The 23,268-nt window shown below is 39.2% G+C and carries 27 protein-coding genes; 10 read left to right on the top strand and 17 right to left on the bottom strand.

The window, feature by feature from the left end; all coding sequences use genetic code 11:
- Positions 1-202: RNA recognition motif domain-containing protein (locus ACTB1O_RS07030; RefSeq protein WP_462994427.1), on the bottom strand; the 202-nt coding region annotated here is incomplete at its 3' end.
- Positions 203-363: 161 nt separating this feature from the next.
- Complete coding sequence (locus ACTB1O_RS07035; protein WP_462994428.1) at positions 364-1,647, bottom strand: GntP family permease; 1,284 nt, start codon at positions 1,645-1,647, stop codon at positions 364-366.
- 209 nt (positions 1,648-1,856) lie between these two features.
- Here ACTB1O_RS07035 and ACTB1O_RS07040 point away from each other — a divergent pair, with 209 nt between their 5' ends.
- Positions 1,857-3,395 (top strand): AMP phosphorylase, encoded by a 1,539-nt coding sequence (locus ACTB1O_RS07040; protein WP_462994429.1) that lies wholly within the window; start codon positions 1,857-1,859, stop codon positions 3,393-3,395.
- A gap of 75 nt (positions 3,396-3,470) precedes the next feature.
- Here ACTB1O_RS07040 and ACTB1O_RS07045 read toward each other — a convergent pair whose 3' ends face one another.
- Together ACTB1O_RS07045 and ACTB1O_RS07050 are read right to left on the bottom strand one after the other, a co-directional pair.
- Positions 3,471-4,721, bottom strand: a complete 1,251-nt coding sequence (locus ACTB1O_RS07045; protein WP_462994430.1) for a hypothetical protein — start codon at positions 4,719-4,721, stop codon at positions 3,471-3,473.
- 218 nt (positions 4,722-4,939) lie between these two features.
- Positions 4,940-5,119: a CxxC-x17-CxxC domain-containing protein gene (locus ACTB1O_RS07050; RefSeq protein WP_462994431.1), complete on the bottom strand. Its 180-nt coding sequence runs from the start codon at positions 5,117-5,119 to the stop codon at positions 4,940-4,942.
- A gap of 448 nt (positions 5,120-5,567) precedes the next feature.
- Between ACTB1O_RS07050 and ACTB1O_RS07055 the strand changes: the two genes are divergently transcribed.
- From ACTB1O_RS07055 to ACTB1O_RS07065, 3 genes are all read left to right on the top strand, one after another.
- Entirely contained in the window at positions 5,568-5,774 is a 207-nt protein-coding gene (locus ACTB1O_RS07055) for a YwbE family protein (RefSeq protein ID WP_462994432.1), read from the top strand.
- Positions 5,775-5,943: 169 nt separating this feature from the next.
- A complete protein-coding gene (locus tag ACTB1O_RS07060; protein ID WP_462994433.1) occupies positions 5,944-6,876 on the top strand; it encodes a ribose 1,5-bisphosphate isomerase in 933 nt (310 codons plus the stop codon).
- A 34-nt stretch (positions 6,877-6,910) separates the two neighbouring features.
- Complete coding sequence (locus ACTB1O_RS07065; RefSeq protein ID WP_462994434.1) at positions 6,911-7,606, top strand: hypothetical protein; 696 nt, start codon at positions 6,911-6,913, stop codon at positions 7,604-7,606.
- 38 nt (positions 7,607-7,644) lie between these two features.
- Here the strand turns inward: ACTB1O_RS07065 and ACTB1O_RS07070 are convergent, their stop codons facing one another.
- Together ACTB1O_RS07070 and ACTB1O_RS07075 are read right to left on the bottom strand one after the other, a co-directional pair.
- Complete coding sequence (locus ACTB1O_RS07070) at positions 7,645-9,288, bottom strand: hypothetical protein (RefSeq protein ID WP_462994435.1); 1,644 nt, start codon at positions 9,286-9,288, stop codon at positions 7,645-7,647.
- A 103-nt stretch (positions 9,289-9,391) separates the two neighbouring features.
- Complete coding sequence (locus ACTB1O_RS07075) at positions 9,392-9,655, bottom strand: DUF5661 family protein (protein WP_462994436.1); 264 nt, start codon at positions 9,653-9,655, stop codon at positions 9,392-9,394.
- Between the two features lie 155 nt (positions 9,656-9,810).
- Here ACTB1O_RS07075 and ACTB1O_RS07080 point away from each other — a divergent pair, with 155 nt between their 5' ends.
- On the top strand, positions 9,811-10,140 hold the full coding sequence (locus ACTB1O_RS07080; protein ID WP_462994437.1) for a type II toxin-antitoxin system PemK/MazF family toxin: 330 nt from the start codon (positions 9,811-9,813) through the stop codon (positions 10,138-10,140).
- 137 nt (positions 10,141-10,277) lie between these two features.
- Here ACTB1O_RS07080 and ACTB1O_RS07085 read toward each other — a convergent pair whose 3' ends face one another.
- Together ACTB1O_RS07085 and ACTB1O_RS07090 are read right to left on the bottom strand one after the other, a co-directional pair.
- Positions 10,278-10,631 carry a hypothetical protein gene (locus ACTB1O_RS07085; protein WP_462994438.1) on the bottom strand — a complete coding sequence of 118 codons (354 nt, stop codon included), beginning with the start codon at positions 10,629-10,631 and terminating at the stop codon, positions 10,278-10,280.
- Positions 10,632-10,819: 188 nt separating this feature from the next.
- The gene (locus tag ACTB1O_RS07090) at positions 10,820-11,464 is read right to left on the bottom strand and encodes an NAD(P)H-dependent oxidoreductase (protein ID WP_462994439.1); all 645 of its coding nucleotides are present in this window, start codon (positions 11,462-11,464) and stop codon (positions 10,820-10,822) included.
- A 157-nt stretch (positions 11,465-11,621) separates the two neighbouring features.
- Between ACTB1O_RS07090 and ACTB1O_RS07095 the strand changes: the two genes are divergently transcribed.
- Positions 11,622-12,746: an aminotransferase class I/II-fold pyridoxal phosphate-dependent enzyme gene (locus ACTB1O_RS07095; RefSeq protein WP_462994440.1), complete on the top strand. Its 1,125-nt coding sequence runs from the start codon at positions 11,622-11,624 to the stop codon at positions 12,744-12,746.
- 21 nt (positions 12,747-12,767) lie between these two features.
- On the opposite strand, the gene ACTB1O_RS07100 is transcribed toward ACTB1O_RS07095, so the two are convergent.
- Positions 12,768-13,409 (bottom strand): trimeric intracellular cation channel family protein, encoded by a 642-nt coding sequence (locus ACTB1O_RS07100; RefSeq protein WP_462994441.1) that lies wholly within the window; start codon positions 13,407-13,409, stop codon positions 12,768-12,770.
- A gap of 150 nt (positions 13,410-13,559) precedes the next feature.
- Here ACTB1O_RS07100 and ACTB1O_RS07105 point away from each other — a divergent pair, with 150 nt between their 5' ends.
- The 3 genes from ACTB1O_RS07105 (at position 13,560) to eif1A (ending at position 15,160) form a co-directional block, all read left to right on the top strand.
- Complete coding sequence (locus tag ACTB1O_RS07105; RefSeq protein ID WP_462994442.1) at positions 13,560-13,892, top strand: DUF134 domain-containing protein; 333 nt, start codon at positions 13,560-13,562, stop codon at positions 13,890-13,892.
- Between the two features lie 342 nt (positions 13,893-14,234).
- On the top strand, positions 14,235-14,480 hold the full coding sequence (locus ACTB1O_RS07110; protein WP_462994443.1) for a DUF5320 domain-containing protein: 246 nt from the start codon (positions 14,235-14,237) through the stop codon (positions 14,478-14,480).
- Positions 14,481-14,833: 353 nt separating this feature from the next.
- Positions 14,834-15,160, top strand: a complete 327-nt coding sequence (gene eif1A / locus ACTB1O_RS07115) for a translation initiation factor eIF-1A (protein ID WP_462994444.1) — start codon at positions 14,834-14,836, stop codon at positions 15,158-15,160.
- Between the two features lie 127 nt (positions 15,161-15,287).
- Here eif1A and ACTB1O_RS07120 read toward each other — a convergent pair whose 3' ends face one another.
- From ACTB1O_RS07120 to ACTB1O_RS07150, 7 genes are all read right to left on the bottom strand, one after another.
- Positions 15,288-16,112, bottom strand: coding sequence for a DUF7289 family protein (locus ACTB1O_RS07120; RefSeq protein WP_462994445.1), 825 nt, complete (start codon positions 16,110-16,112; stop codon positions 15,288-15,290).
- On the bottom strand, positions 16,112-16,570 hold the full coding sequence (locus ACTB1O_RS07125; RefSeq protein ID WP_462994446.1) for a hypothetical protein: 459 nt from the start codon (positions 16,568-16,570) through the stop codon (positions 16,112-16,114). The genes ACTB1O_RS07120 and ACTB1O_RS07125 overlap by 1 nt, the downstream gene beginning before the upstream one ends.
- A complete protein-coding gene (locus ACTB1O_RS07130; RefSeq protein ID WP_462994447.1) occupies positions 16,536-16,919 on the bottom strand; it encodes a hypothetical protein in 384 nt (127 codons plus the stop codon). The genes ACTB1O_RS07125 and ACTB1O_RS07130 overlap by 35 nt, the downstream gene beginning before the upstream one ends.
- Positions 16,907-17,431, bottom strand: a complete 525-nt coding sequence (locus ACTB1O_RS07135; protein ID WP_462994448.1) for a DUF7288 family protein — start codon at positions 17,429-17,431, stop codon at positions 16,907-16,909. Before ACTB1O_RS07135 ends, ACTB1O_RS07130 begins: the two co-directional genes overlap by 13 nt.
- Entirely contained in the window at positions 17,425-18,501 is a 1,077-nt protein-coding gene (locus ACTB1O_RS07140) for a DUF7287 family protein (protein ID WP_462994449.1), read from the bottom strand. Before ACTB1O_RS07140 ends, ACTB1O_RS07135 begins: the two co-directional genes overlap by 7 nt.
- Before the next feature lie 2 nt (positions 18,502-18,503).
- Positions 18,504-19,124: a hypothetical protein gene (locus tag ACTB1O_RS07145; protein WP_462994450.1), complete on the bottom strand. Its 621-nt coding sequence runs from the start codon at positions 19,122-19,124 to the stop codon at positions 18,504-18,506.
- A gap of 242 nt (positions 19,125-19,366) precedes the next feature.
- On the bottom strand, positions 19,367-20,626 hold the full coding sequence (locus ACTB1O_RS07150; protein WP_462994451.1) for a DUF1015 domain-containing protein: 1,260 nt from the start codon (positions 20,624-20,626) through the stop codon (positions 19,367-19,369).
- A 516-nt stretch (positions 20,627-21,142) separates the two neighbouring features.
- On the opposite strand from ACTB1O_RS07150, the gene rimI reads away from it, so the two are divergent.
- On the top strand, positions 21,143-21,601 hold the full coding sequence (gene rimI / locus ACTB1O_RS07155; RefSeq protein WP_462994452.1) for a ribosomal protein S18-alanine N-acetyltransferase: 459 nt from the start codon (positions 21,143-21,145) through the stop codon (positions 21,599-21,601).
- Between the two features lie 729 nt (positions 21,602-22,330).
- Here the strand turns inward: rimI and ACTB1O_RS07160 are convergent.
- On the bottom strand, positions 22,331-23,268 hold a 938-nt coding region (locus ACTB1O_RS07160; protein ID WP_462994453.1), incomplete at its 5' end, for a hydroxymethylglutaryl-CoA reductase.

Consider the following 23,268-nt stretch of genomic DNA (forward strand, 5'->3'; position numbering starts at 1 on the left):
TGCGGCCTTCGTATTCTGTCTCGTTGAGAGCTTCTTTAGCTTTTTCAGCCTCTTCGACTGTGCCCATCTCGACAAATCCAAATCCTTTACGTTCAATAATTTTGACGCTTTTTACATCGCCATATTGTGAAAACAACTCTTCTAACTGTTTTTCGTTTACGGAGTATGTCAGATTTCCGACATAAAGTTTGCTAGTATCCATTTTTAGGTCTCCCTGTTATATACAATAGATTCCATCAGTAATGAATCTATAGGTCACTTCTCTAATTCTGGTCGTTTTTGGCTGGTGTTTTAAAAACGTCTTTAAAATTTCATTCAAAAATTGTTTCATATAATATTCTTTAAAAATCAAAAAAAAGAAAGTTACATCTGTGCAAATATTGTGTACTCCAAAATTACCGCAAATAAAAGGATTATAAGCCCTGTTATGGCAAGTGGCAGGGTATAATGCTTAATTACCTCTTTTGGTTCATCGCCTGTTGTCTGTTTTATGAGCCAGAAATATGGGTCTGTTACAAAGGATATGAAGCATGTCCCTGCGCTCACCAGAAGGATTAATGAAATCGGGTTGATAAGTCCCGGGATGGCTGTCTGGGCGATAAAGTCTGCGGAGATAATTGATGTCACCAGCCTTGAGCCCTGGGCGGTCTCTATCAGTGCTGCAATAATAAATGGTATGAAAATAACCGGAAGAAATTCCGGATATGAGTTCATTGCCTCTGCTGCAAGACCGCTTTTTATTATCACATATCCAAGCCCGCCTGCCCCGCAGATATCAAAGATAATAAGCCCTGCATGCTTTGAACCATCATTGACAGCTATTTTTCGAATATTCGGAGATGCAAGCATAACAGCTGAAATCACGCCTGCAAGCATTACAAAGTTAATTATTCCTGTGTTGGTGAGTCCAAAAATAAAAAAACCTGCGGGAAGTGCGAGAAGCATTACAATAAATGGTGCCCATGCTCTTTTGTGGAATAGTATATTTTCGGTATCTTTGTTTTTTATTGAAACGTTACGGGCTGTATTGGTGTCATCAGAATCTGTTTTTTCAAGTCTCCTTTTGCCTGCAAAAATAATTCCTCCCAGCAGCAGAAGCGAGAGGGGTAAAGCCACGGCATCGTATAAAAGAGGGGACATCCCTCTGGAAAACACATTAAAAAGCGGAATTACAACAGGTGTCGGAGAAATCAGGACATATGAGACAATAGATGCTGTTGCAGCAATGTATAGCAGAATATTTCTTCGGACGTGATTTTTCTCAAGACTTCCTATTATCGGGAAGATGAGCAGATATGCGGTAATGCAGCATGTTATCGGAACTGAGAGCAGGTATCCTGTAACACCTGATAATGCAGGCGGATCTTTTACAATTCTTCTGATATCATTTACAATATCCTCTGTCTGATTCTGTGCCTGCAGAATTTTTGCAATAACAGAGCCTGAAAATATTATCACCCCAAATGCGGCGAAGGTGTTTCCCATACCCTTTACAGTATCCGTAATTGCGGCATCAAAGCTTAGACCTGTCAGAAGACCGAAGAAAAGTGCTCCGCCGGTGAGTGTAAAAAAAGGAGATATACGATATTTTAAGCTTATGAATGTGACCAGCACAAGGGTTGTAAAAAAGACCGCAAGAAGATACATATGATATTAAAAGTTTATGCATTATGCTCTGATTATAGTTTTGGAAATCTGTCAGAATAAATTATCAGATAATAAATTAATGGCATTTTTTCTCATAATTACTAAAAAAACGGTAAAGATGGTTTATTTAAATATTTTGAGGTTTCAAAAAGACTTTAATCTACTGAATACTTATCAATCATCTAGCGTTTTATGAAGGATGTATTGGTATGGTAAAACTTTGGTCAAAACTGCTGGATATTGATTATCAGGGTGTTGTCTTAAACAGTGAAGATGCCCGTAAAATAGGGGTTCTTGACGGTGATCGCGTTCAGATTGTTGAAGAGGAGAAGGGTCTTTCTGTCCAGGCCTTTGTTGTCACAACAAAGACGATAATTCCCGAGGGAATGTTCGGGATTTATCACAAGACAAATGAACGCTTAAATGGCAGTGACGGCGATATATTTGATGTCCGTTATGCAGATCGTCCCGTTTCAATCGAATGTATCAAAAAGAAGATGGACGGTTTAAAACTCAACGCTGATGAGATGAATCTGATAGTGGCAGATATCGTATCAGATGTCCTTTCACCCGGTGAAGCCACTGCATTTATTACAGGTTCTTATATAAACGGCCTTGATATGGATGAAGTGGAATATTTAACCCGCTCTATGGTTTCAACAGGCGACAAACTGAATTTTTCCTCAAAACCTATCGTTGACAAACATTCAATCGGAGGCGTTCCGGGAAACAAAATTTCGCTCCTGGTGGTTCCGATAATTGCTGCCGGCGGTCTTAAAATTCCCAAAACAAGTTCCCGTGCAATAACAGGCGCAGGCGGAACAGCTGATCTGATGGAGGTTTTGGCTCCTGTTGAATTTTCTGCAGAACAGGTTCAGCAGATGACTGAAAAGGCCGGGGGTGTGATTGTCTGGGGCGGTGCAACAAACATTGCGCCTGCTGATGACAAAATAATAATTTACGAATATCCCTTCAAGATCGATGCACGCGGACAGATGCTGGCCAGTGTTATGGCAAAAAAGATTGCCGCAGGCGCCGATTTAGTTGTAATCGATATTCCTGTGGGATCAGAGGCCAAGGTGAAAACTCCTGAGGAAGGGCGAAAGCTTGCAAGGGAGTTTATAGAGCTTGGTGAGAGATTCGGAATCAGGGTTGAGTGTGCCTTGACATATGGCGAATCGCCTGTCGGGCATTCCATCGGTGTAAATCTGGAAGTAAGGGAAGCACTTGCTGTTCTTGAAGGGGCAGATGATCCCAACTCACTTATCCAGAAGAGTCTTACAATCGCAGGAATTGCATTTGAGATGGCCGGAAAAGCCCAGAACGGGATGGGGGCCACGCTCGCAGAGGAACTCTTAAAGAGCGGCAGGGCTCTTTCAAAGATGAAGGAGATAATAAAGATCCAGGGAGGAAATCCTGAAGTAAAATCTGAGGATTTCAAGCCCGGAGAATTTTCTTTTGAGGTGAATGCACCTGAGCAGGGTTATGTTATTGACATGAAGAACAAGGCCCTTATATCAATTGCAAGGACTGCCGGAGCACCACATGATGTCGGGGCCGGAATTTACCTTAACAGAAAGAGAGGTCAGAGTGTTGAGGATGGCGAGGTCATCTATACAATATATGCCGACAGAGAATGGCGTCTTGAAAAGGCAATTGAGCATGCAAGGCAGCTTTTACCTGTTGTTGTCGAGGGAATGTTAATTGACAGGGTACCTTCCGAATACTGGCGTCCAAAGATTGAGTGAAAAAGTAATATTGTTAACTGCCTGAAATTCAGGTTTGAGAAAAAAATTATTTTTTTTTATTTAATACAGATTTATTTAGTATTCCATATCGTTTACCTTGCTGTTTGAGATAGTTCTTCTGACACCTTCCACATCATGCGGGTTATTAAGAATATGATTGTAGACTTCTATGTTCTTCTGATACATGTTGTAATAATCATTGTATTTTTCTACGAGAATTTTGTAATCGATATAGTCGGAATCATATTCGCTTTGGTAGATATAATATTTCTCAGGGTTTTTTAACTTTGTTTCAAGAGCTGTAATGTCATCATACCATTCATTTAACTGCTCTTCAAAGAAGATTATTCTGTCCTCAATCTTTCTTTTGTTATCAACGATGTATCCAACATAGTTGTAATTTCTATAGTCCAGGGTCCCGTCTCCTATGGGAATTACAACTGCCCGTGCATCCTCGTAATCATCCGGATAAAGACCAATATATGCAGGTGCGGTCGCCTCAATAAAGAGATATTTTCGGCCTTCATCTGATTTATACATTCTAAAACCTGTATCTCCCTGCGGAATAATTCTTATGCCTGCGACTGCATGGCCCTTATCAGGGAATAGAATGAGAGATACATCATATCCGCTTTTTTCCAAAAGACCGATAAGAAGCATACTCTTCTCATCGCAGTCACCTTTACCGTCGAAGATTACCTCTTCCGGAAAACGGGTTTTCACTGCATCAAAGTCATAGGGAATCTGCTGGACGAATGCTATTAGAAATTCCAGATATTCCTCGTCATTGAGGTTGTTGGCAAGCCGGATGTGTCTTAATTTTTTGGAAAGTTCATCAAAGAAGACATCATTGGCCTCCCCTTCAAAAAACGATTTGTAATATTCTATCTGGACATCCTCAGGCTCTGTTGCGATATGATCTGCAAGACTTTTATCTGCTGCCTGTGCCCCCGCCAGTATTGACCTGTTAATGTCAAATGTGACAGTGTATTCTGTCTTCTCAAATTTTGTGGTAAAAGTCTTTTTGGAATATTCACTTCCGGTTACACTTCCCGGTATCAGTCTGGGATAAGATACGGATTTTGCTGTGTTTTTTATTAAATTTTCTTCAGTGTATCCTGCTTCATCAGCATTCTGTCCGTTTTTAACCTCTGTAATCTTTTCAGAAGATGTCTGCAGGTTATTTTGTGACAGATCCTGATCATCTGAAGATATGAGTTTACTATCTGTATTATAAGATGTACAGCCGCATGATGCTGCAAGAGCAATAAAAATTATCACGACAGATATTATTATTTTTGATTTTTCTTCTGATCTTTTCAACATAAATCATACCTGTGTTTAGTAGTAATTCTGGATTTTTTTATAATAATCAGGTGATTTTTCCGGCTGAATCCTTTTTGACAATATAGATGCTGAGTATTATTTTAAACATATGATGTATGCTGAAATAAAATTCACTTTTTTTAATATCCTGATATCAGGTACCTGAATTTAGTGAGAAACAAACTGAAAATTACAATTAAAGCAAAAAAGGAAAAAATTTAGAATCTTGGTTTTCTGTACTTAGGTAAGCAGTCTCTGCAATAGACTGGTCTTCCCTCTGTAGGTACAAATGGAACTTCACATTCTTTTCCACAATCTGCGCATACTGCTTTATGCATTTCTCTTGGTTCGCGGGGACCGAAGCTTCTGCCCTGGCCACCATAATTTCTGTCATTCATTTTTTTATTTCCAACAGAATAATCTGTTACTATCAGTTTGATATACTAATAGATATATGTCTGCATTGTTCCTGAGTTGGAAAATAAAAATAATTTTATCCTCAAAATAATTATTATATTTTTTGCTGCATCCCCCTAAAAAAGGAGTAAAACTTCCTGTAATTGTTTTTAGGAGAGAATTCTGCATTTTTTCAAACATTTTCCAGAAATATTTTGGGACCTGAATTTTTAATTCTGCACTTTGTTGTTTCCATCTCCCCCGTTTTATATATATTTGCGATCATGGTTCCCCTAAACATATTTTCAGCTGCAATATACCCTATATATGATAACTATTACCTGACTAATTACTAATCAATAAACTGGAAACAATTAACAGGAATAATACGTTTTGCAGTTTCAGGCGGAAAAATATCCGTCATATGGCAGGAAAAAAGGATCAGATATAATGGCAGATAGTGATAAAAACCCACAGCAGAGGATGAACATAAAATCAGGTATAACTGTACAGATTGTTCTCAAAGCGGATCAGAAAAGTGGAAAGCTGACAAAAGGCATAGTAAAGGATATACTTACAAACTCTTCCTTTCATCCTCACGGAATCAAAGTCCGGCTGGAAGATGGAAGAGTCGGCAGAGTTCAGAAGATAGAATGAAGTTTAACTTTTTTTAATATTTTGTGATTAAGACAAAGTCTTCGCACGCCTGGATGAAAACCAAAGAGTGGTTTTATAGTAAACTGTGATGAATACGAAGTATTCGCACGTTTAGATGAAAACCAAAGAGTGGTTTTATAGTAAACTGTGATTATAACAATGACATAAGATGTCAGTTATCGAAATTGCCGAAAAGATACGCAGTATGGAGATTAGGGGTGCGGGAAGAATTGCACGTACCTGTGCACTTGCATTAAAAGAGCATTCACTGACTGTGAATGCTAAGGATCTTAAAACATTTCAAAAGGAGATGGAGTCTGCAGCATCTATACTTCTTAAGACAAGACCGACTGCAGTCTCTCTTCCAAATGCGGTTAATATCGTTATGAAAGGTGTGAAGGTTGCAAAAACCCCTGATGAAGCCCGCAATTCTGTTATAAATAATGCGGATTCATTCATTGAAAATTCAGAGAAGGCTGTAAAACGGATTGCGGAGATAGGAGCAAGGCACATAAAAGACGGCGATACGATTCTTACCCACTGCAACTCAGAGGTGGCAATCGCCTGTATAATTGAGGCTTATCATCAGGGAAAGAAATTTGAGGTGTTTGCCACCGAAGTCAGGCCAAGAAACCAGGGGTATATTACAATAAAAACACTGAACGATGCCGGAATTAAAACAAATTTCATAGTTGATTCTGCCGCCCGCTACTTCATGAAAGAGGTGTCGCTTGTAATAACAGGGTCTGATGCAATCACAGTAAACGGTGCTGTTGTAAATAAGATCGGGACCTCCCAGATAGCCCTTTGTGCTCATGAGGCAAGAGTTCCTTTTATTGTGGCAGCAGAGACCTACAAATTCGCACCAAAGACGATAACAGGTGATCTCATACAGATTGAGGAGAGGGATTCATCAGAGGTTCTGGATGATGCAGGCGCTGCAATGCTGCCAAATATTACTGTCAGAAATCCGGCATTTGATGTGACGCCGGCAGAATACGTTGATTTAATAATTACAGAGCAGGGTGCAATTCCTCCCCAGATGGCATATGTTATAATAAAGGAATATCTTGGCTGGAATATAGAGGATTTTGACAGGTGAATATAACAAAAATATAAAAAAAAATCCGGTTAATATGAAATCTGATGATCTGATAAATCCCGGGAAAATTAGGCCTGAAACAAAGTTTCATTCTAAAATCTCAGGGAGCGATTCAAAAAAAAGTGAGGAGAAAAAACGAACATGCCTGCCTCCTACACTATCGGATATTGTATATGTGGCGGTAATCTCGGCACCTTCCTCCGGAAAGGAGAGCAATTTTGAGGTACTGGCAATAAGCATGTCGGATTATTCAATAATTAAGCTGAGATACTCCCGAAAGACTAAGCTAAATCCCGGGATGGTTCTTGATTTAAGGGACTTTGGTGATATGGGCCATTACACAATTAAGGATAATGTGCCTTTAAATTCGGTTGACAAAAGGGTTTTGTCATATGTGGGCACTGCCCTTATTTCGGCAGGTGAGAAGCACCCGATAGGGCTTTTAAAGGCGCAGACAATGGCAGAAGAAGGAATAAAAAATCTGTTTGTCCTTTTAAATATGGATGATCCCATAAAACTTGAAAAATTTTATGATGAATTAAAAAAATCACAATTCAATGTCAAAATTGCGCATAAGGATGTATTCGGGCACTTCATACGGGCTTTTTCAGGAAAAGAAAACCCGCCGGATATCAGACAGCAGGAGGCACTGATAGAAATCAGCGGCAATGACTCTCTGGTAATTATGGAGCTGATTTCGGGCTATCTTGATTATGTAAAAAGAAAATGACCTCTTTTAACTTTCAAATTTTTCTGAATATATAATTTTCAGATTTCTCCCAAATTTCTGAATCTGAAAAGAATTCTCCAGTCCTGCTGCTCCCTAAGTGTTATCTCATTCATCTCCTCCAAAAGATTACCAAGGGCATTCATATCCTTTACATGTTCCATCTCGTTTTTAATTGAAGAGATGTGTCGTGCGATATGGGAGTAGCGTTCCTTATTTCTAAGATATTCCCTCTGGACTCTTATTGATGCGATTGCGGCGGCAAATGCAGGTAGCGAGATTGTAAGTAATGCAAGAACCATTGAGGCTTCTATGTTGTAGAGTTCCCAGTGGCCAATTCCCAGTGCATGAATGACTGCAAGAATAAGAGTCAGTACGAATAATGTCTCGCCTGTGATTGCGAGAAAAAGAAATTTTTTGCCGGAATTCTTACTTTCGTTCTCGTAATACCTGAGCCTGTTATTAATCCATGCAGAGATGAAAAATTTTTTAACAGGTTCAAAAGGGATATCTATCCGGCAGTAAGGAATAGTGACCTCTTCCATTAAGGATTCAAATGCCATAACCATCCATTCATTGGGTCTGTGGGCAAGTGTCATGTGCGGAGGTGTATCCGGTTTTTTGCACGTGATGTAGACCACATACAAAAAAAAGGCCGACCTGATTCTTTCTGCTAAAAAGTTGTAGTCTATCCATTTTCTGTGAAAATTGCAGTATCTTGAGCATGTCAAAAAGAAGATGATCAAAATGATCTCTGCGACTTCAAGCCATACAAGTGCGGAGTTTTCAGGAAAGAAGATTGTCTGTAATGTTATTGTAAAAACTGCCAGAGCAGCGAGGATGGAGACTGAAGTGCCTGAAAGAAGATAAAGATGCATATATTTTCTGGCAAGCATCTTTGTACGAGTGAAGTTGGGAAGAAGTGAGTTATAGACTGACTCTACCACATTTTCCGGAAGATCTGCTTTATGGCATTCACCATTTATCGTTTGGATGTATCTTTCAATATTTGCGGAGTATTTTTTTCTTGAGATCTTCTCGGTGTTGTAATCATTGAGGGACTGATAGGAGTCAAATATTCTGTCTTCGTGGGGAATTACATAGGTATTTGCTTCATCCGGGTTTATTGCAACGATGGTTGTTCCGTGATGTCTGGCAAGCCTGAATATGCTTCCTTCATTGTATTTTTGTGAACCCGGCTCCCATTCACCTATAAGAATAACTAGTGTACAGGATTCAATTATTGCATCAGTAACCTGATCATATCCGTGTTTTTTTGGTTTATTCCCGATCTCTCTGGTTATAAAATGAATGTCTTTTTTTAACGGGATGTACCCCGGGATGTTTTCACCAGGGGATTTTATAAGGCAGACCTCGGCAGGGCTGCATCTTTCCCATACAGGGTCTAAGAGCAAGGATTCCAGTATATCGTGTCCCAATCCGCGTTTGAATGGCAGAACAAACTTATATGTGGCAGGTGTGTTTTCAAGCGTATTTTCAAGCGTATTTAGTATTTTTTTGACCGCTTTGATGACATTTTCATGATTGAAATTAACATCTGCCACAATCAGGCCGATAGTTACAGTTGTCGGCAGGGATTTTGGAAATATATGCGGCGAGCTGTCATTCTGACCGCCCGTTTTTCCTAAAGATTCCTGATTAAAATCTTCTTTTTGTATTGCCATTAAAATCCCTCCCTTTAATCTAATCTGATTCACCAATGGCGATAAATCTATCGCGGGTGTAATATTAAGGTTAAAAAAAAGAAAAAAAAAGAAAAAAAATAATTTAATCCTTACCCTCAGCTTCCCTTTCCATCTTTTCAAGCCAGTCGTAATAGTCGGGGATCTCGTTTAAATGTGCAAGTGCAATCTTTCCTGTGATAAGGGTATCATCGTTTGTCACATTTGTATGCGGGTCAACGAGGCCGTGTTCAAGTTCAATTTCCATTCCGCGTCTGAACTGATCCAGATCAAATCTGTCCCATTTAATTCCCAGCTGTTCTGCGGTAATCCTGGCTTCCTCTTCTGTAATTACTTTTTTTGAACTCATTTTTTTATCTCCTTTTTTTATATTTCGTTATTATTCTGAAAGGATTTAATATACCATAAGGTTTGCCTGTCAGATCTGTTTTTTAAATTTTTCCTGAAAAAAGCATGATAAGCAATTTTTATGCCCGATAAAAAACTGATAAATCATAAAGAAAAATGTCAGAGTATTTTTTAGGCGACGTTGTACTTGCTCCGGTGAGCTTTGGCGGTCGCAATGAGGTTAAAATAAGGCCTGCAGTAGTTATCGGGACAGACAGTAAGGGTTTTGTCCGCTTATGCCCTGTAACAAGCCGCATCTCACCTGACTCCTCAAATATTCCGCTTGAACTTGATGATTTTGCAAAAGGGGGCTTAAGCCTGTTTGAAGAGAGTTATATTCTCACATCGTATGTGTCAGGAATAAGAAAGAGTGAAATTGTGGGGAAAAAAGGCCGCCTGACAGATGAAAAAATTAATATTATTTCTTCCAGAATCAGTCTTCACTGATCTCCTTTAACAGCTCATCGTAAGGCTTTACCGCAGGTTATAGAAATGACATTCCTGTGTGGCATTAATTGTTTATTCCCAAAAGTAATTTTTCCTGAAAATATACAGAAAATGAAATGAAAGATTTGAAAAAAAATTCAGTCTGCTTCCGGAATATAAACCTGAGCTCTGTCTGTATCCATCTCCTCAATCATATCTTCCGCATAGCTGATGCCTCTTTTATTAAGGCGCCATTTCATACCTGACATTGTGGATTCATCAATTATGTTATTCTTCTCTGTCAGGTCTTCTATTGCGAGCAATAATTCGTTTTTGGATATTGAACATTTTCTCTCCATATCCTGACGGGAAACACTTTTTCTACCCTTTTCTCCCAGAATGTAGAGTGAAAGAATAATCCGGTCAAATCTTTTCTTATCGGGGCTGACGGATTTTTTTCCGTAATGCCTGTCGTAGTTACCAAAGGCGGATTTAATTGTTCTAATTGCCAATATATCACCCTTCTGTGATATCAGACCTGTAAATCAGGTCTCTCAAACTATATCATTTTTCTTTTTAAGATGATATTATTTTTGAGTGTATCTAATTTTTTTTTAAAAAAGGGGTTTTGATATGAGTAAAAATGGATGAATAAAATTCCCGTAAATGAGTATGTTTTTGCACCTTTGGATGTGAGATATTATTTTATGCTCTTTAAAACTCCCTCAAACCGTTTTTTCTCTTCATTTACCCTGTTTTCATCCATCACTGTTGCATTGTAAATGTAGAATATGTCCATATTTTCAAGGCCGGTGAATTCAAATGTCGTGTGCCAGAGTGTCATTAAGTGAACTTCGAGATCGCCGTGTATTCCGTTCCTTGTGTAAAGCTCCCTCGGTGATCCGACAGTCACCGATATCAGTGCCTTTTTACCGGAAAGAAGACCTTTGTCATAGATGGCTCCGTCATAGAGGTTTACCACAAAACCCTGTACAAAAACCCTGTCAATCCAGCCTTTAAGTATTGCAGGACAACTGCTCCACCATATCGGAAACTGGAAAATTAAAAGATCTGCCCATTTTATCTTCCCAATCTCATCCATTATATCAGGGCTTAAAGTATCGTTGTCATAGGCGTGCATCTGCTCTTTCGGGATTATGAGTTTCTCCTTATCGACCCTGTCTGTAAAGTCGTCTCCGTCAAGTGCGGCCTTGAAGTTCATTGCATACAGATCTGTAACTTTTACCGAATGGCCATCTCTTTCAAGTACGTCAACAGCAAAATCTTTCAGTTCTCCGTTGAGGGATTTTGGTTCGGGATGAGCATATACTATCAAAACATTCATTCTCAGAAACCTCTTTTGATGACTTAGACTTGACCTGATAGCATTTTAATTTTGGGATGAATATGCCTGATGACGTTTTTAGGAAAAATAATAATTGGTAATTAAAAAAATCCGGCAACCATTTTAGATATCAAAAGCCAATTGTTTTTTAGAGATTATGAAGATCAACGATTTCCGGCTCGAAAGATACCTTGCAAAATATGAATTTTGTGCTCCGCACCTTCTCTGCACATCCGACTGCCAGTCGGTAACAGCAGGAAAACTTCTTGAAATATGCGGTGAAACCCTCAAAGCATACGCAGATGTCTGGCTCGGCTACACAGAATCGCGTGGCTCGCCTTCTCTTAGAAAGGCTATCTCCTCCCTTTATGATTCTGTAACTCCTGATGATATAATCACTTTTTCAGGCGCACAGGAGGGTATTTTCATCTTTATGAATGTTGTTCTGTCCCCCGGTGATCATTTAATTGTCCAGTACCCCGGCTACCAGTCGCTCTATGAGGTCGCAAATGCAATAGGGTGTGAGGTAACCTTCTGGGAGATGGATGAGAAAAACGGCTGGAAACCGGATATAAAAGATTTAAAGCAGAGCATAAAGCCAAATACAAAGGCAATTGTCTTAAATACGCCTCATAACCCCACAGGCTATAACTTCTCAAAGGATGAAATATCACAAATCGTAAAAATCGCGTATGGGAATTCTCTTTATTTATTCTGTGATGAAGTTTACAGAGAACTTGAGCATGAGAAATCCGGCCTTCTGCCTGCGGTTGCAGACCTGTACTCAAAAGGAGTATCCCTGGGAGTCATGTCAAAGGCGTACGGCCTGGCAGGTTTAAGAATCGGGTGGATTGCAGCAAAAGATTCAGCTTTAATGGAAAAAATTGCGAACTTTAAGGATTTCACAACAATCTGTTCGAGTGCTCCTTCAGAGTATCTTGCCGAAATAGCGCTCAAAAACCGTGAAAAACTGGTTGAAAGAAATTTAAAAATTATCTCAGGAAATCTCCTGCTTCTGGATTCTTTCTTTGAAAAATACAGTGCAATTTTTGAATGGGTAAGGCCGGATGCAGGCTCAATAGGCTTTGTCAGGATAAAAACCGGTGAAGACGCAGACAAATTCTGTCTTGATGCAATAGAAAAAGCCGGTGTCCTTCTTCTCCCCTCAACCGTTTACGGGTATAATAACAGTCATTTCCGAATAGGTTTTGGCAGGACTGATATGAAGGATGCACTTTTAAAATTTGAAGAGTATCTTAACCTGAAATATAATATTAAGTGAAAATAATAATATCCTGTTTTTTTACTGATCCTCTTTTCCGGCAAACAGCAGCCATTTCGGGTATGTGAGATTCCACCTTATCGCTGCGATACGGATTAGAAATACAACTAATATTGCAGTGGTGGCATTCATTATTCCTGCGTCCGGAAACAGGTATATCATTGTAACATACAAAATGCCGCCTATCAGTATCGGTGTTGCATAAAGATCCTGCTTTAGAATAAGGTTTGGTCTGTCAGTTAAGATGTCCCTTATTATACCGCCTGATATGCCGGTTATTATGCCCATTATGACTGCAACGGCAGGACCATATCCCAGTGCAAGTGTTTTATCTATCGCCTGGACATTGAAGAGAGCTATACCCAGTGCATCAAGGTGCAGGAGCGGCTTATAAGTCTTCCAGAAGTAATCTTCCAGAAAGAAAGCCATAACAGCCGCAAATAATGCAATCCAGACGTAGAAGAAATTCTCAATCCAGAATATCGGTGCATCCAGTATGACATCCCTTAAGGTTCCGCCGCCGAATGCAGTTACGAGTGCAATTACAACAATTCCGAATATATCCATTCCTTTTTTTGCACCGGCTAAGACACCTGTAATTGCAAAGGCCGCAATGCCTATTATACTGATTAAGTAGTCCGGCGGAAAGATATCGTAAATCATTTAATCTGCTGAATAAATGTCAGTGTTTTTCCGGTATATAATATACGGGACTTCTGATACTTTTTTTTTGTATCAGCACAATAATTAAAATAATAAAAAAATTATTTTAAAAATCCTGAAAAATATCATCCGTAAGAGGTGCACATTATCATGACAGAGAATATAGGTCCGGGACAGGGCAGATGCCGCAGGGGAAGAGGAAGACCCCGGGCGAAGAGAATGATAGATAATCCCTGCATGGGACGAAGTTTTAATCTGTCCGGTGAGCCTGACGGTGAGGTGGAATCTGTTACTGTTCTTTCAGAGGAAATAGAGGCGATAAGGCTTGTTGACCTTATGGATCATGATCAGGAGTCTGCTGCAGAAGAGATGGGAATTTCCAGAAGAACTCTCTGGAGAGATCTTCATAACGGAAGAAAAAAAATAGCAGATGCTCTTGTAAACGGGAAAAAAATTGAAATAGTCTCTGAAAATAAAGAATAAAAATTATCGGAATAAATTGCTTTTGGGATCTCCTGTGGAAATAAAAATAATATCTCATAAAAAAACTAAAGAATTTGGCTTCAATCACTATTTCAATCAAAAAACGCCTGTATTAATTGTTGAATAAATTCATGTTGCCGCAAACATAACTTTAATTATTACTCATATGTGTAATAACATATTGTAAACAGGTAGAGAATAATAAGAATTTATGAATGAAAAAACCAGGGGTATTACTATGCCCCGGTCCGGCAAAGCAGAATAAATAATTATGATGCCGGATGGATTTAAAGCATTCATGGTGATTCTATTTGTTAAAACCTGCTAAAAGGAGATAAAAAAATGCCAGGATTTGATGGTACAGGCCCACAGGGCCAGGGCAGAATGACCGGACGCAAGTTCGGCCCGTGCAATCCTGCAAATGTTGTTGATAAGACAACTGCAGCAGGAGATACAACAGGTACAGTAAATACAGGAAATGTCCCGCAGGAAGGAGTAGTTTATGGAATCGGACGTGGAGGAGTTCCCCGTGGAGGCGGACGTGGATTTGGCGGTGGAAGAGGAAATCCCCGCAGAAGATTCTTTTAAAATCAACTCCTCAAAAAACCCTTTTCAAATATCAGATAAACTTTATTTTTTCATATAATAATCCCCAAAAATATTGAGATTAGCAGTGTAATTGTAAAAATAATCCTTGTATTATTTGGTTCATTATAATATGGGAAGTTTATCCGTCTTTTTAAAATAAATTGTTCTTTCACCTGATTTTTTTAATTTTATGTAAGCGATATAATTCTTTTTTGCAATACAGGTCTGTGTTATTATAAGATTTGCCTGTTTTTTGTATATTTCATTCATTCTGCCTTAAAAGAATAAAACGCTGATAAAAAAGAGATGACAATAAGAATTGATATATTTCATTACGACTAATATGTATACAATTGGAGTTGGGATATCTGGCATACGTTAAAAAAAATAATTCAAAACCACCTGAAGTAATTGTACGTGTACGTCTTCCAAACAGAAGAAACAGGGAGCAGTTTGCAACAGCGGATTTAATGCTTGGAGCAAATCATATCAGAGTCAGAGCATATGACGGCATCACCCGTGTTGGTCGTATCAAAGGAAAAATTAAGAAACGTGTCTGGATTCGTGAGGGAGATGTTTTAATCGTTGTTCCGTGGGATTTCCAGGACGAAAAGTGTGATATCATATACAGATATACCAAGCCGCAGGTAGAATGGCTTAGGAAAAATAATTATCTCTGATTTTAATTTAAGATAATTTTTTTGGGTTTTTTTGCTTTAAATCTAAAATTTTGAAAAATACAGCTGAAATTATTGTTTCAGGCGCTGTCTGAAAAAAACTGCAGTGTAACTTCCAAAAAAGGTTTTTTTAGAGACTTTCAATTTTTACTGTGTACTCTTTTATTATTAAATGTGAAATGCCGGTCATCTGGTACTTGTTTGCTGATATTTCTGTAAACTGACCTCCGGGAATGGAATCACCTGTTATATAATTTTTCCATGCTACTGAGAGATCGTTTGCAGGGTCAGGGGTATATGTGAGCGTTATTGCCTGTGGCGGCACCGGTAATGTGACGTCTAATGCATAGTTTTCATCTGTTGTACGGGGCTCTGTCAGCATGCTCATCTGAACATTCCCGATTCCTCCAAGTGTGTAATTCCTCTCTGTCAATATTTTGGTTAAAAGAATAACCAGTGTATCGGTAGACTCGTCATAATACCATCTTGGTTCAGCTGCCATTACAGATCCCGGCTGGAATTTGGGTCTGGATAGTACCGCACCGTTTTCAACAGAAATTACGGCAGTTCCCTCACCTGAAGTGTAACGAAGCTTACCAGGTTTAAAAATATATGAATCCGCAGCACCTGTGGATTTATTATTGTATTCAAAAAGAAAACTGTCTCCCGAATCTTCAGAGTCGATCACCTCAAGATAACCTCCTGATACTCTTATGGCGGTATCTCTGTAGGGAACATTACTGTAACTTAATATTTTGATATCATTTTGAAGTGATATCATGGTCTGTTCCATTGTTCTTTCATCCGAACTTATCTGCGATTCCAAAAGAAGAGGATAGCCGTAAAGAGTTACCATTGCAATTCCTGTAAGAACTATCGAAAACATAATTATGAATCCTATTGCTTCTGAAACGCCGCTCTCATTTGTGTCTGAAAAAGATTTTATTTTTTGCATTATACCCCTCCGGAGTCATATGTAAGTCTGTTTATTCCCGAGCCTGTGGTGTTGCCGGAGACCCCTCTTGTAGCTCCGATTCCTGTAATCGATATTCTGCTAAAGACGTTTCCGTCGGTTACAATTACGCTCTGGGCAGCACCTGTTAAAAGCGGGTCCATTTTAACGTAGTAATTTTTTTGGGCAACATCATCCGGCAGATCAAATTCTGTTGTAATTCTCCCGTTTTCAGGAGCTATTACATAAATATCGACAATTCTGGCGCTGACTCCGTTTCCTATGTCTACAAATGAATGGTATTTTAAGCTGTCTGAAGGCCCCTCTATTAAAACTGCATTTGTGACAATCATGACAACAATAAGCATAACCAGAAGTACAGCTGTTATGTTTATGTATTCGATAATTGTGCTTACAGCTTCATCATCAGTTCTTTTCAGGCAGAAGGTATATCTCGTCATATGATGTCACCCCGTTGTTGAAATGAATATTAATTTCCGTGTAATTGAAGTATTCATCGTTGAATTTACCCGGCGTTATTGTGTACCAGACCACTGAATTCACTCTGTTTATAGAAAGTTCTCTTATACTGATCTGCTTTATCAGAGAATTATCTCCTGATTTGGCGATATCTATAATCTCGGATCTGATATCCTGTATCTCTGCTTTTGGAAATTCAAGCACTCCTTCTGCTGTTGTCTGCCCGACCATTACGGACTGGTTGATAATTATTGCAAGAAAGAAGATTCCGACACTTATGATAAATCCCATCAGAACAATCCACTGGCCCTCATCGTTTAATCTCTCCATATCAAAACCTCCAGTCTGACAACAGTATCACTTCCTTCCCAGTCTGTGCTGACAAATCTGCCGCAGCGTACGGCAGGGCTTCTTCCGGGATTATCGCTGTTTTTTGCAAATTCGGTTGGAGTAACAGTTCCTGATGCATCTGATGAATAAATTGCAGAGCTGTATCTGAGTGAGTCAACGAGTGTTGTGGAACCGGTACTTTTCCTTAAGTACTCTGTAAATAAAGAGTCAAATTCTGCTTTAGCTTCATCATTTCTTACCGTCCCCCTTACCGGGCTTGCATTGTACACTATTGATACAAGACTGTTTTTACCGCCATATTCATTTTCTGTATCCATCATTAAAAGAGCATCATTTCCAAGCTGTGAAAGCTGCATATCAGATATATGGACATCTCCGGGCGTTAGGACCATGCCTGTTCCGAGGACAATGTATGCGGACGCAATCATGATTAATGCGGCCGTGAGCCCTTCAATTGTAAAAAGCTGTCCCGAGTTGTCAAGACCTACCATATGCACACCTCAACGACACCGTCTGTAAGATATGGTTCAGATACATAGGGGCAGTCATAACAGTATGAGATGTCTGCTCCTGTTATTGGGTGCAGGGGGATTATTGTTCCGTTGTGCTTAAATTCATATGAGAAATTTGCGGCAAGAGTGAGGGACGCTGTGATGTCAGACGAGAACATAACACTTGGAAACAGCTTTACCTCTATCTGTGACTTGTCAGTCATGTCAATCTCGTCATCCATTGTGTGATAGACTCCGTCAACTGAGTAGAGGTATGTTTCATTACTGAAAATGTTGTATGGCATCGGAACAATAGTCCCGTCTTTTACGAATCTTACCTGTGTAAGTTTTACAGAGTTTATTTCCGACAGGTTAAGGCTCGTGCTGAAATCGTTGACCCTTAATACCAGCGGCTCATTCTTTGGATCAATCCTGTAAGCAGGAGACATCGTTCTGTCATAAAGTATGCCGTAGTCAAGTGTAAATGAGATCCCGTTATCGTAGTTATATGGGGGACTTGGGTTGGTTAAGCTAACATCTGTTGTGTTGAAATCGCTGCAGGGAAGGTCAGCGCTGCTGTAATGCTTAATTTTTACAGCCCTTCTCAGATATCCATACCTTGACTGCGGAACAGGTTCTCCTGCGAAAAGGGGACTGGATGAGTCTTCTTTTAGTGATATATTAAATCTGTAGTCAAAATCCCCAAAAATTGCTTTATTTCTGTAATCATAATCTGTAAAATTAAAATCTGTCGTTTTGCTGAAAAATTTTAGTATCTTATCTGTTGACAGGATATTTGGGGTTTCAGAGGATACAGAAAGTCCCAGTCTTTCTATTCTGTCCTTATGGCTGTAATCCTCACGTTCCCATGCGGGATCATAAGGCCATCCCGGGTCTTCTGTCAGTATAACTGAGGTTCTGTATGCAACGGCATCATAGTCAACAGCAGAACTTTGTACACTGAGTAAAAGTCCGGGAATCATGTTTATAACTATTATTAATGCGATCAAAAAAATTGTAAATCCAGCCAGAAAATCGATGGACAGCATTCCCGAATCATCATTTTTCATAATTACGGGATCACTTCTCCTGTATATGCGTTGAATTTAATCTCCTGGTTATCATCTGAGGGTTCAGATGATATATAATAGACTCCGTTAATTAAAAGAACAGAAGTTTTGCCTGTTTTTGATTTTTCAAAGAGAATGTCTGTCTGTGCGGCGTTATTTAAAAATAATTCCGATGGCATCATTATTGCATATGTATCAATTTCTTCTTCAGGCAGGGGGCCGGGCCAGATATTTTCTCTCCATCCTGTAATTTCGGGATAGATAAGTGATTCAGTATTATTGTATCTGATTCCGAGTATCCAGGAATCGGCATTTGCGTCCCTGTCAACTCCTAAACCGATTATCTGGTGTACTGTGGGTATAACATTCCCTGTATCAATATAATCTCTTATTTCCTCAATTCTTTCATTTTCTATATCGGTTGAAAGCCGGAATTCTAAAAGAGTCTCATTAAGACTAATTCTATATTTGTCTGCATCCCCTGAATTTACTGCCTGAACTGTATCTGCCGGGAATGATTTGTCAGTTTTTTCTCCCGATTGTCCGTCGTCTGTATCTAAACATGCGCCTGTTATGCAGAATGCGAAAATCAGAATAATATATATGATGATATGCATTTTCATCGAAATCACAATCCTATAAGTGGATTTTAATTTATATGGCTTATAATTCATTGTATTGAATGAATAAAATATAACTGTTGCTAATTAGAACTGAAGGCTGAATAAACCGCATATTTGTCCCGATTTTTTTGTGTATTTCATATGTTGAAAAAAAATCATCTGCTTTTTATAAAATTTAAAAAAAGGATATTAATGTATCGGGCCCTGTCTGATGTAAATGACAGTTTTGATTTTTTGAAAAATTAGTCGAGGGTATGAACTGTAAGTCCTGAGAGGAGTTTTGGTTCAAACCATGTGGATTTCGGAGGCATAATTTTTCCTTCGTCTGCAACATCAAGAACTGTTTTAACCTGAACAGGCTGCATGGAAAATGCAACTGCATATGTACCGCTGTCAACACGTTTTTTCAGATCAGAAAGGGGCCTTGAACCTCCAAGATATTCAAGACGCGGATCGCCTCTGGGATCGTTTATTTTGAGCATATCTTCCATAACTGTTTTCTGAAGGACAGAAACGTCTAAAGATGCAATTGTATCTTCAGGATTAATAACGGGGCATGACAGTTCATACCATGTTTTGCCTATATACATATGGAATACATGAAGGGGTTTTTCAGACTCTTTTAAGGGCGGAATTTTAAAGACGGTGTCATCAATCTCACCATACTCTTTGATCTCAAATTTATCCGAGAGAGCTTTTAGGAATGATTCAGCTGTATAATCCCCGAGGTCAGTTACAAGGCGCGAGTAACCGTGAATTTTAACCCTGTTTTCAGCAAAGATGACTGCCATGAATCTTTCTGCTTCTTCTGTAATTCTTCCCTCTTCCCGTCTTTTCTGAGCAACGTTTACAGATGATTTGGCACGGTGGTGTCCGTCTGCAATATAGAGTGCACTCACATCCTCAAACATATCTGTAAGTTTTGAGACTGCATCTGCATCATCTATTTTGAATACTTCATGAACAACACCGTCATCTGTCTTTGCAACACCGTCGGGTTTTCTGTCAGGTATCATGGACTTGATATAAGGGAATATCTTTCCCGGGTCACGGTAAAGAAGGACGACAAGGCCTGTGTTGGCATTTGTCGTCTCGATGTGCATCGTTCTGTCCTCTTCTTTTTCATATCGTGTGAGTTCGTGGCGTTTTATTCTGTTCTCTTCGTAATCTTTAACAGATACATCAGCCACAAATCCTGTGTATATGCTTCCGCCCTGTTTTATGCGATAGAGATATATTCCCGGCTTTTCATCTCTTACCAAAAGACCCTTTTTTACCATATTTTCGAGATTCTTCTTTGCAGTTTCATAGACTGAAGGGTCTTTCGGGTCAACGCCGGGCATGGTTGATTCGGAGCGTATGACTTTCATGAAGCTGAGCGGATTTGCCTCTATACATTCACGTGCCTCCTCTGTGCTTACAACATCATATGGGACTGATGCAATATCGGCTGCTTTGTCCGTTGTTGGCCTTAAGGCCGGAAAACTGAATATTTTCACCATATTTTGTATCCTCTTTTCTGCCGTTTTTTTGGGATTAACAGAGATTTGAAATTTCATTTGCTCTTTGATGTGCGATTTAAGAGTTTTTTGTCTTCATTTCTGAAAAATAAAATTACATATTATTTTTCAGTGAAAATAACAAATTCATCTTCATTAGAAAGCCATGTAACTAATGTTTCATGAACATGTTTCACAAACATTTCTCTCCTGTAATTCCTGTAATTATTTGTAATAAGATATAATATGAGTATCCGATACACTGCCTGACCCCGGGCCTGTTTTTTATTGCCTGAGGTACCAAAAAGGCCTGAAATATGTGTGAATTTTTATTATAACAGTAGTTTTTGCCGTTGATTTCTTATAGTTAAAAGATGTTTTTTCATGACTTTTTTTATAATTTTGAGATGTGGCGCCGGATTTTCCATCATTTTTTTAATCTCCTTTTTTTACATCCGGTATATTGAATTTAAAATACGACTAATCATAAAAGAGAATAATTTACTGCGGAATTTTTTAATGAAAGAGGATAATATTCAGATAAGGCGTGCGAAAAGGGCTGACCTGGGTCAGATATCAAAGATTGAGACTGAACTGTTTAAAGACCCGTGGGATGAGTCGGCGTTTATCGATGCACTCTTTTATTATTCCGGGACCTTTTTTGTTGCTGAGAAGGACTCTCTGATATATGGTTTTGTAACGGCAGGTATTGAGGATACCGGCGAGGCTATATACGGGCATATTATGAATATTGCTGTTCTTCCCGAATGTCGCTGCCGGGGTCTTGGCGGCAAACTTCTCCGGAGGATTGAGTATGAATGCCTTGTGCTCGGTGCAGAAGGTGTACAGCTTGAAGTAAGGGTTTCAAACAAAGAAGCCCAGAGATTCTATCAGAAGACGGGGTATTCCCAGGTATTTGTTGTCGCAGGATACTATGCGGACGGTGAGGATGCAATTCTGATGATGAAATGGTTTTAATACATTTTTTCAAATAACTTCTGATTGTGCTTCTCTGAGAAAAAAACAGCTTAAAAATGGTTGTCACCATTTTCATAAGAGATGTGTCTGAAACATTCGTTTCATGTACGTTTTTTGCAACAAATAAACAGATATGAATTTTGCGGGGTTTTGGGTCAGCCAGGTTTTAATCTGGCATTTAATGCATAAAAATGCAGGAAAAAATATGAGGAAAATCACTGCATAAACGATTTACAGATAATATCAAATTTTTTCTGATTTTACAGTTATTCACCTTCATTCATAATTCCTGCATAATTTTTATGGACTCTGGCTTTATTTCTGTCGTGTATCCGGAATAATACTGATCTGGTCATTTTGATTTCATTCAAAATGAAAGTTCTGGTGTGATCAAATCAAAGTTCAAAGGAATTGTACAATTTCTTTTTTTGTTATATGTGCTTTTTTTGGATTTGGGGATGATTATGTAGATTCCGGACATTCTGACAGATTTCTTCTCTGTTGTGGTGATTTTGTGCATTATCAGAGGATCTGTTTTTTAGATCCTCAGTAATACAATTGTTATTTTTAGTATGATTATATATATTTGTTTTTAAACGTTTTTCATACTTTTTTGATGACACACAGTAATGGCAGCTCTCATGTATTAAAAAAATTTGAGGGATAAATGATTTTTGGAATTTTGGGTCTGAAAAAAGAGAATATTTTATTTTTCGGGACTGTGGAATTTTATCTTCCGAGCTGTTTGTGGGCTCTTGCAAGATGTCCTGCACCGAGAGCGCCTATTAGGGAGAGTTCGCCTGCCAGGACGGCTGATGCAATAATCTCTCCCAGTTTTTTGGAATTATCGCCTGAATTCTTTCCGCCACCGGCACATCCCAGCATCTCAAGACATTCTCTTTGCGTGTCAATTCCTGTTCCGCCGCCTATTGTTCCAATCTGAAGCGAGGCGATTGTTACAGATACATAAACTCCGCCTTCCATCTGATCAACGGTTGTGATGGTGTTTGACCCTTCAACAACATGTGCGGGATCCTGACCGCATGCAAGAAACATTGCGGCTATCACATTTGCGGCATGGGCGTTAAAACCGAGAGCGCCGGCACGTGCGGAACCTACCAGATTCTTTCGGTTGTTAACCTCCATCATTGTCTTTGCGTCGGTCTTAAAAATATCTTTAATCATTGCATCAGAGAGGAAAACTCCTGCTGCGACTGTCTTTCCCCTTCCCATTATCAGATTAATTGCGGCCGGTTTCTTATCTGTGCACATATTGCCCGAGAGTGCGACCAAGACTGCGCCGGTCTCCTCACTTATCTTCTGTGCAACCCGCTCTGATGCAATTGTTACCATATTCATTCCCATCGCATCGCCGGTGAAGAATTCAATTCGCACATAGACGCTTGTTCCGGTTAAAAAGCAGGTGATGTCGGTTAATTTGCCGTGCGATGTTGTTGCTTCCGCAATCTCTTTTAGGACTTCCCGGTTACATTCCACCCAGCGGATTGTATCCATTGCGTGAATTACATCTCTTGCGGCAAAGACAGGAGCCCTTGTCATCCCGTCACGCTGAATTCTGACATCAGCCCCGCCGGCCTTTGTTATTGCCTTGCAGCCCCGGTTTATTGATGCAACAAGAGCGCCTTCTGTTAGATCGGAAGAGCACA

Source organism: Methanomicrobium sp., assembly GCF_055145805.1.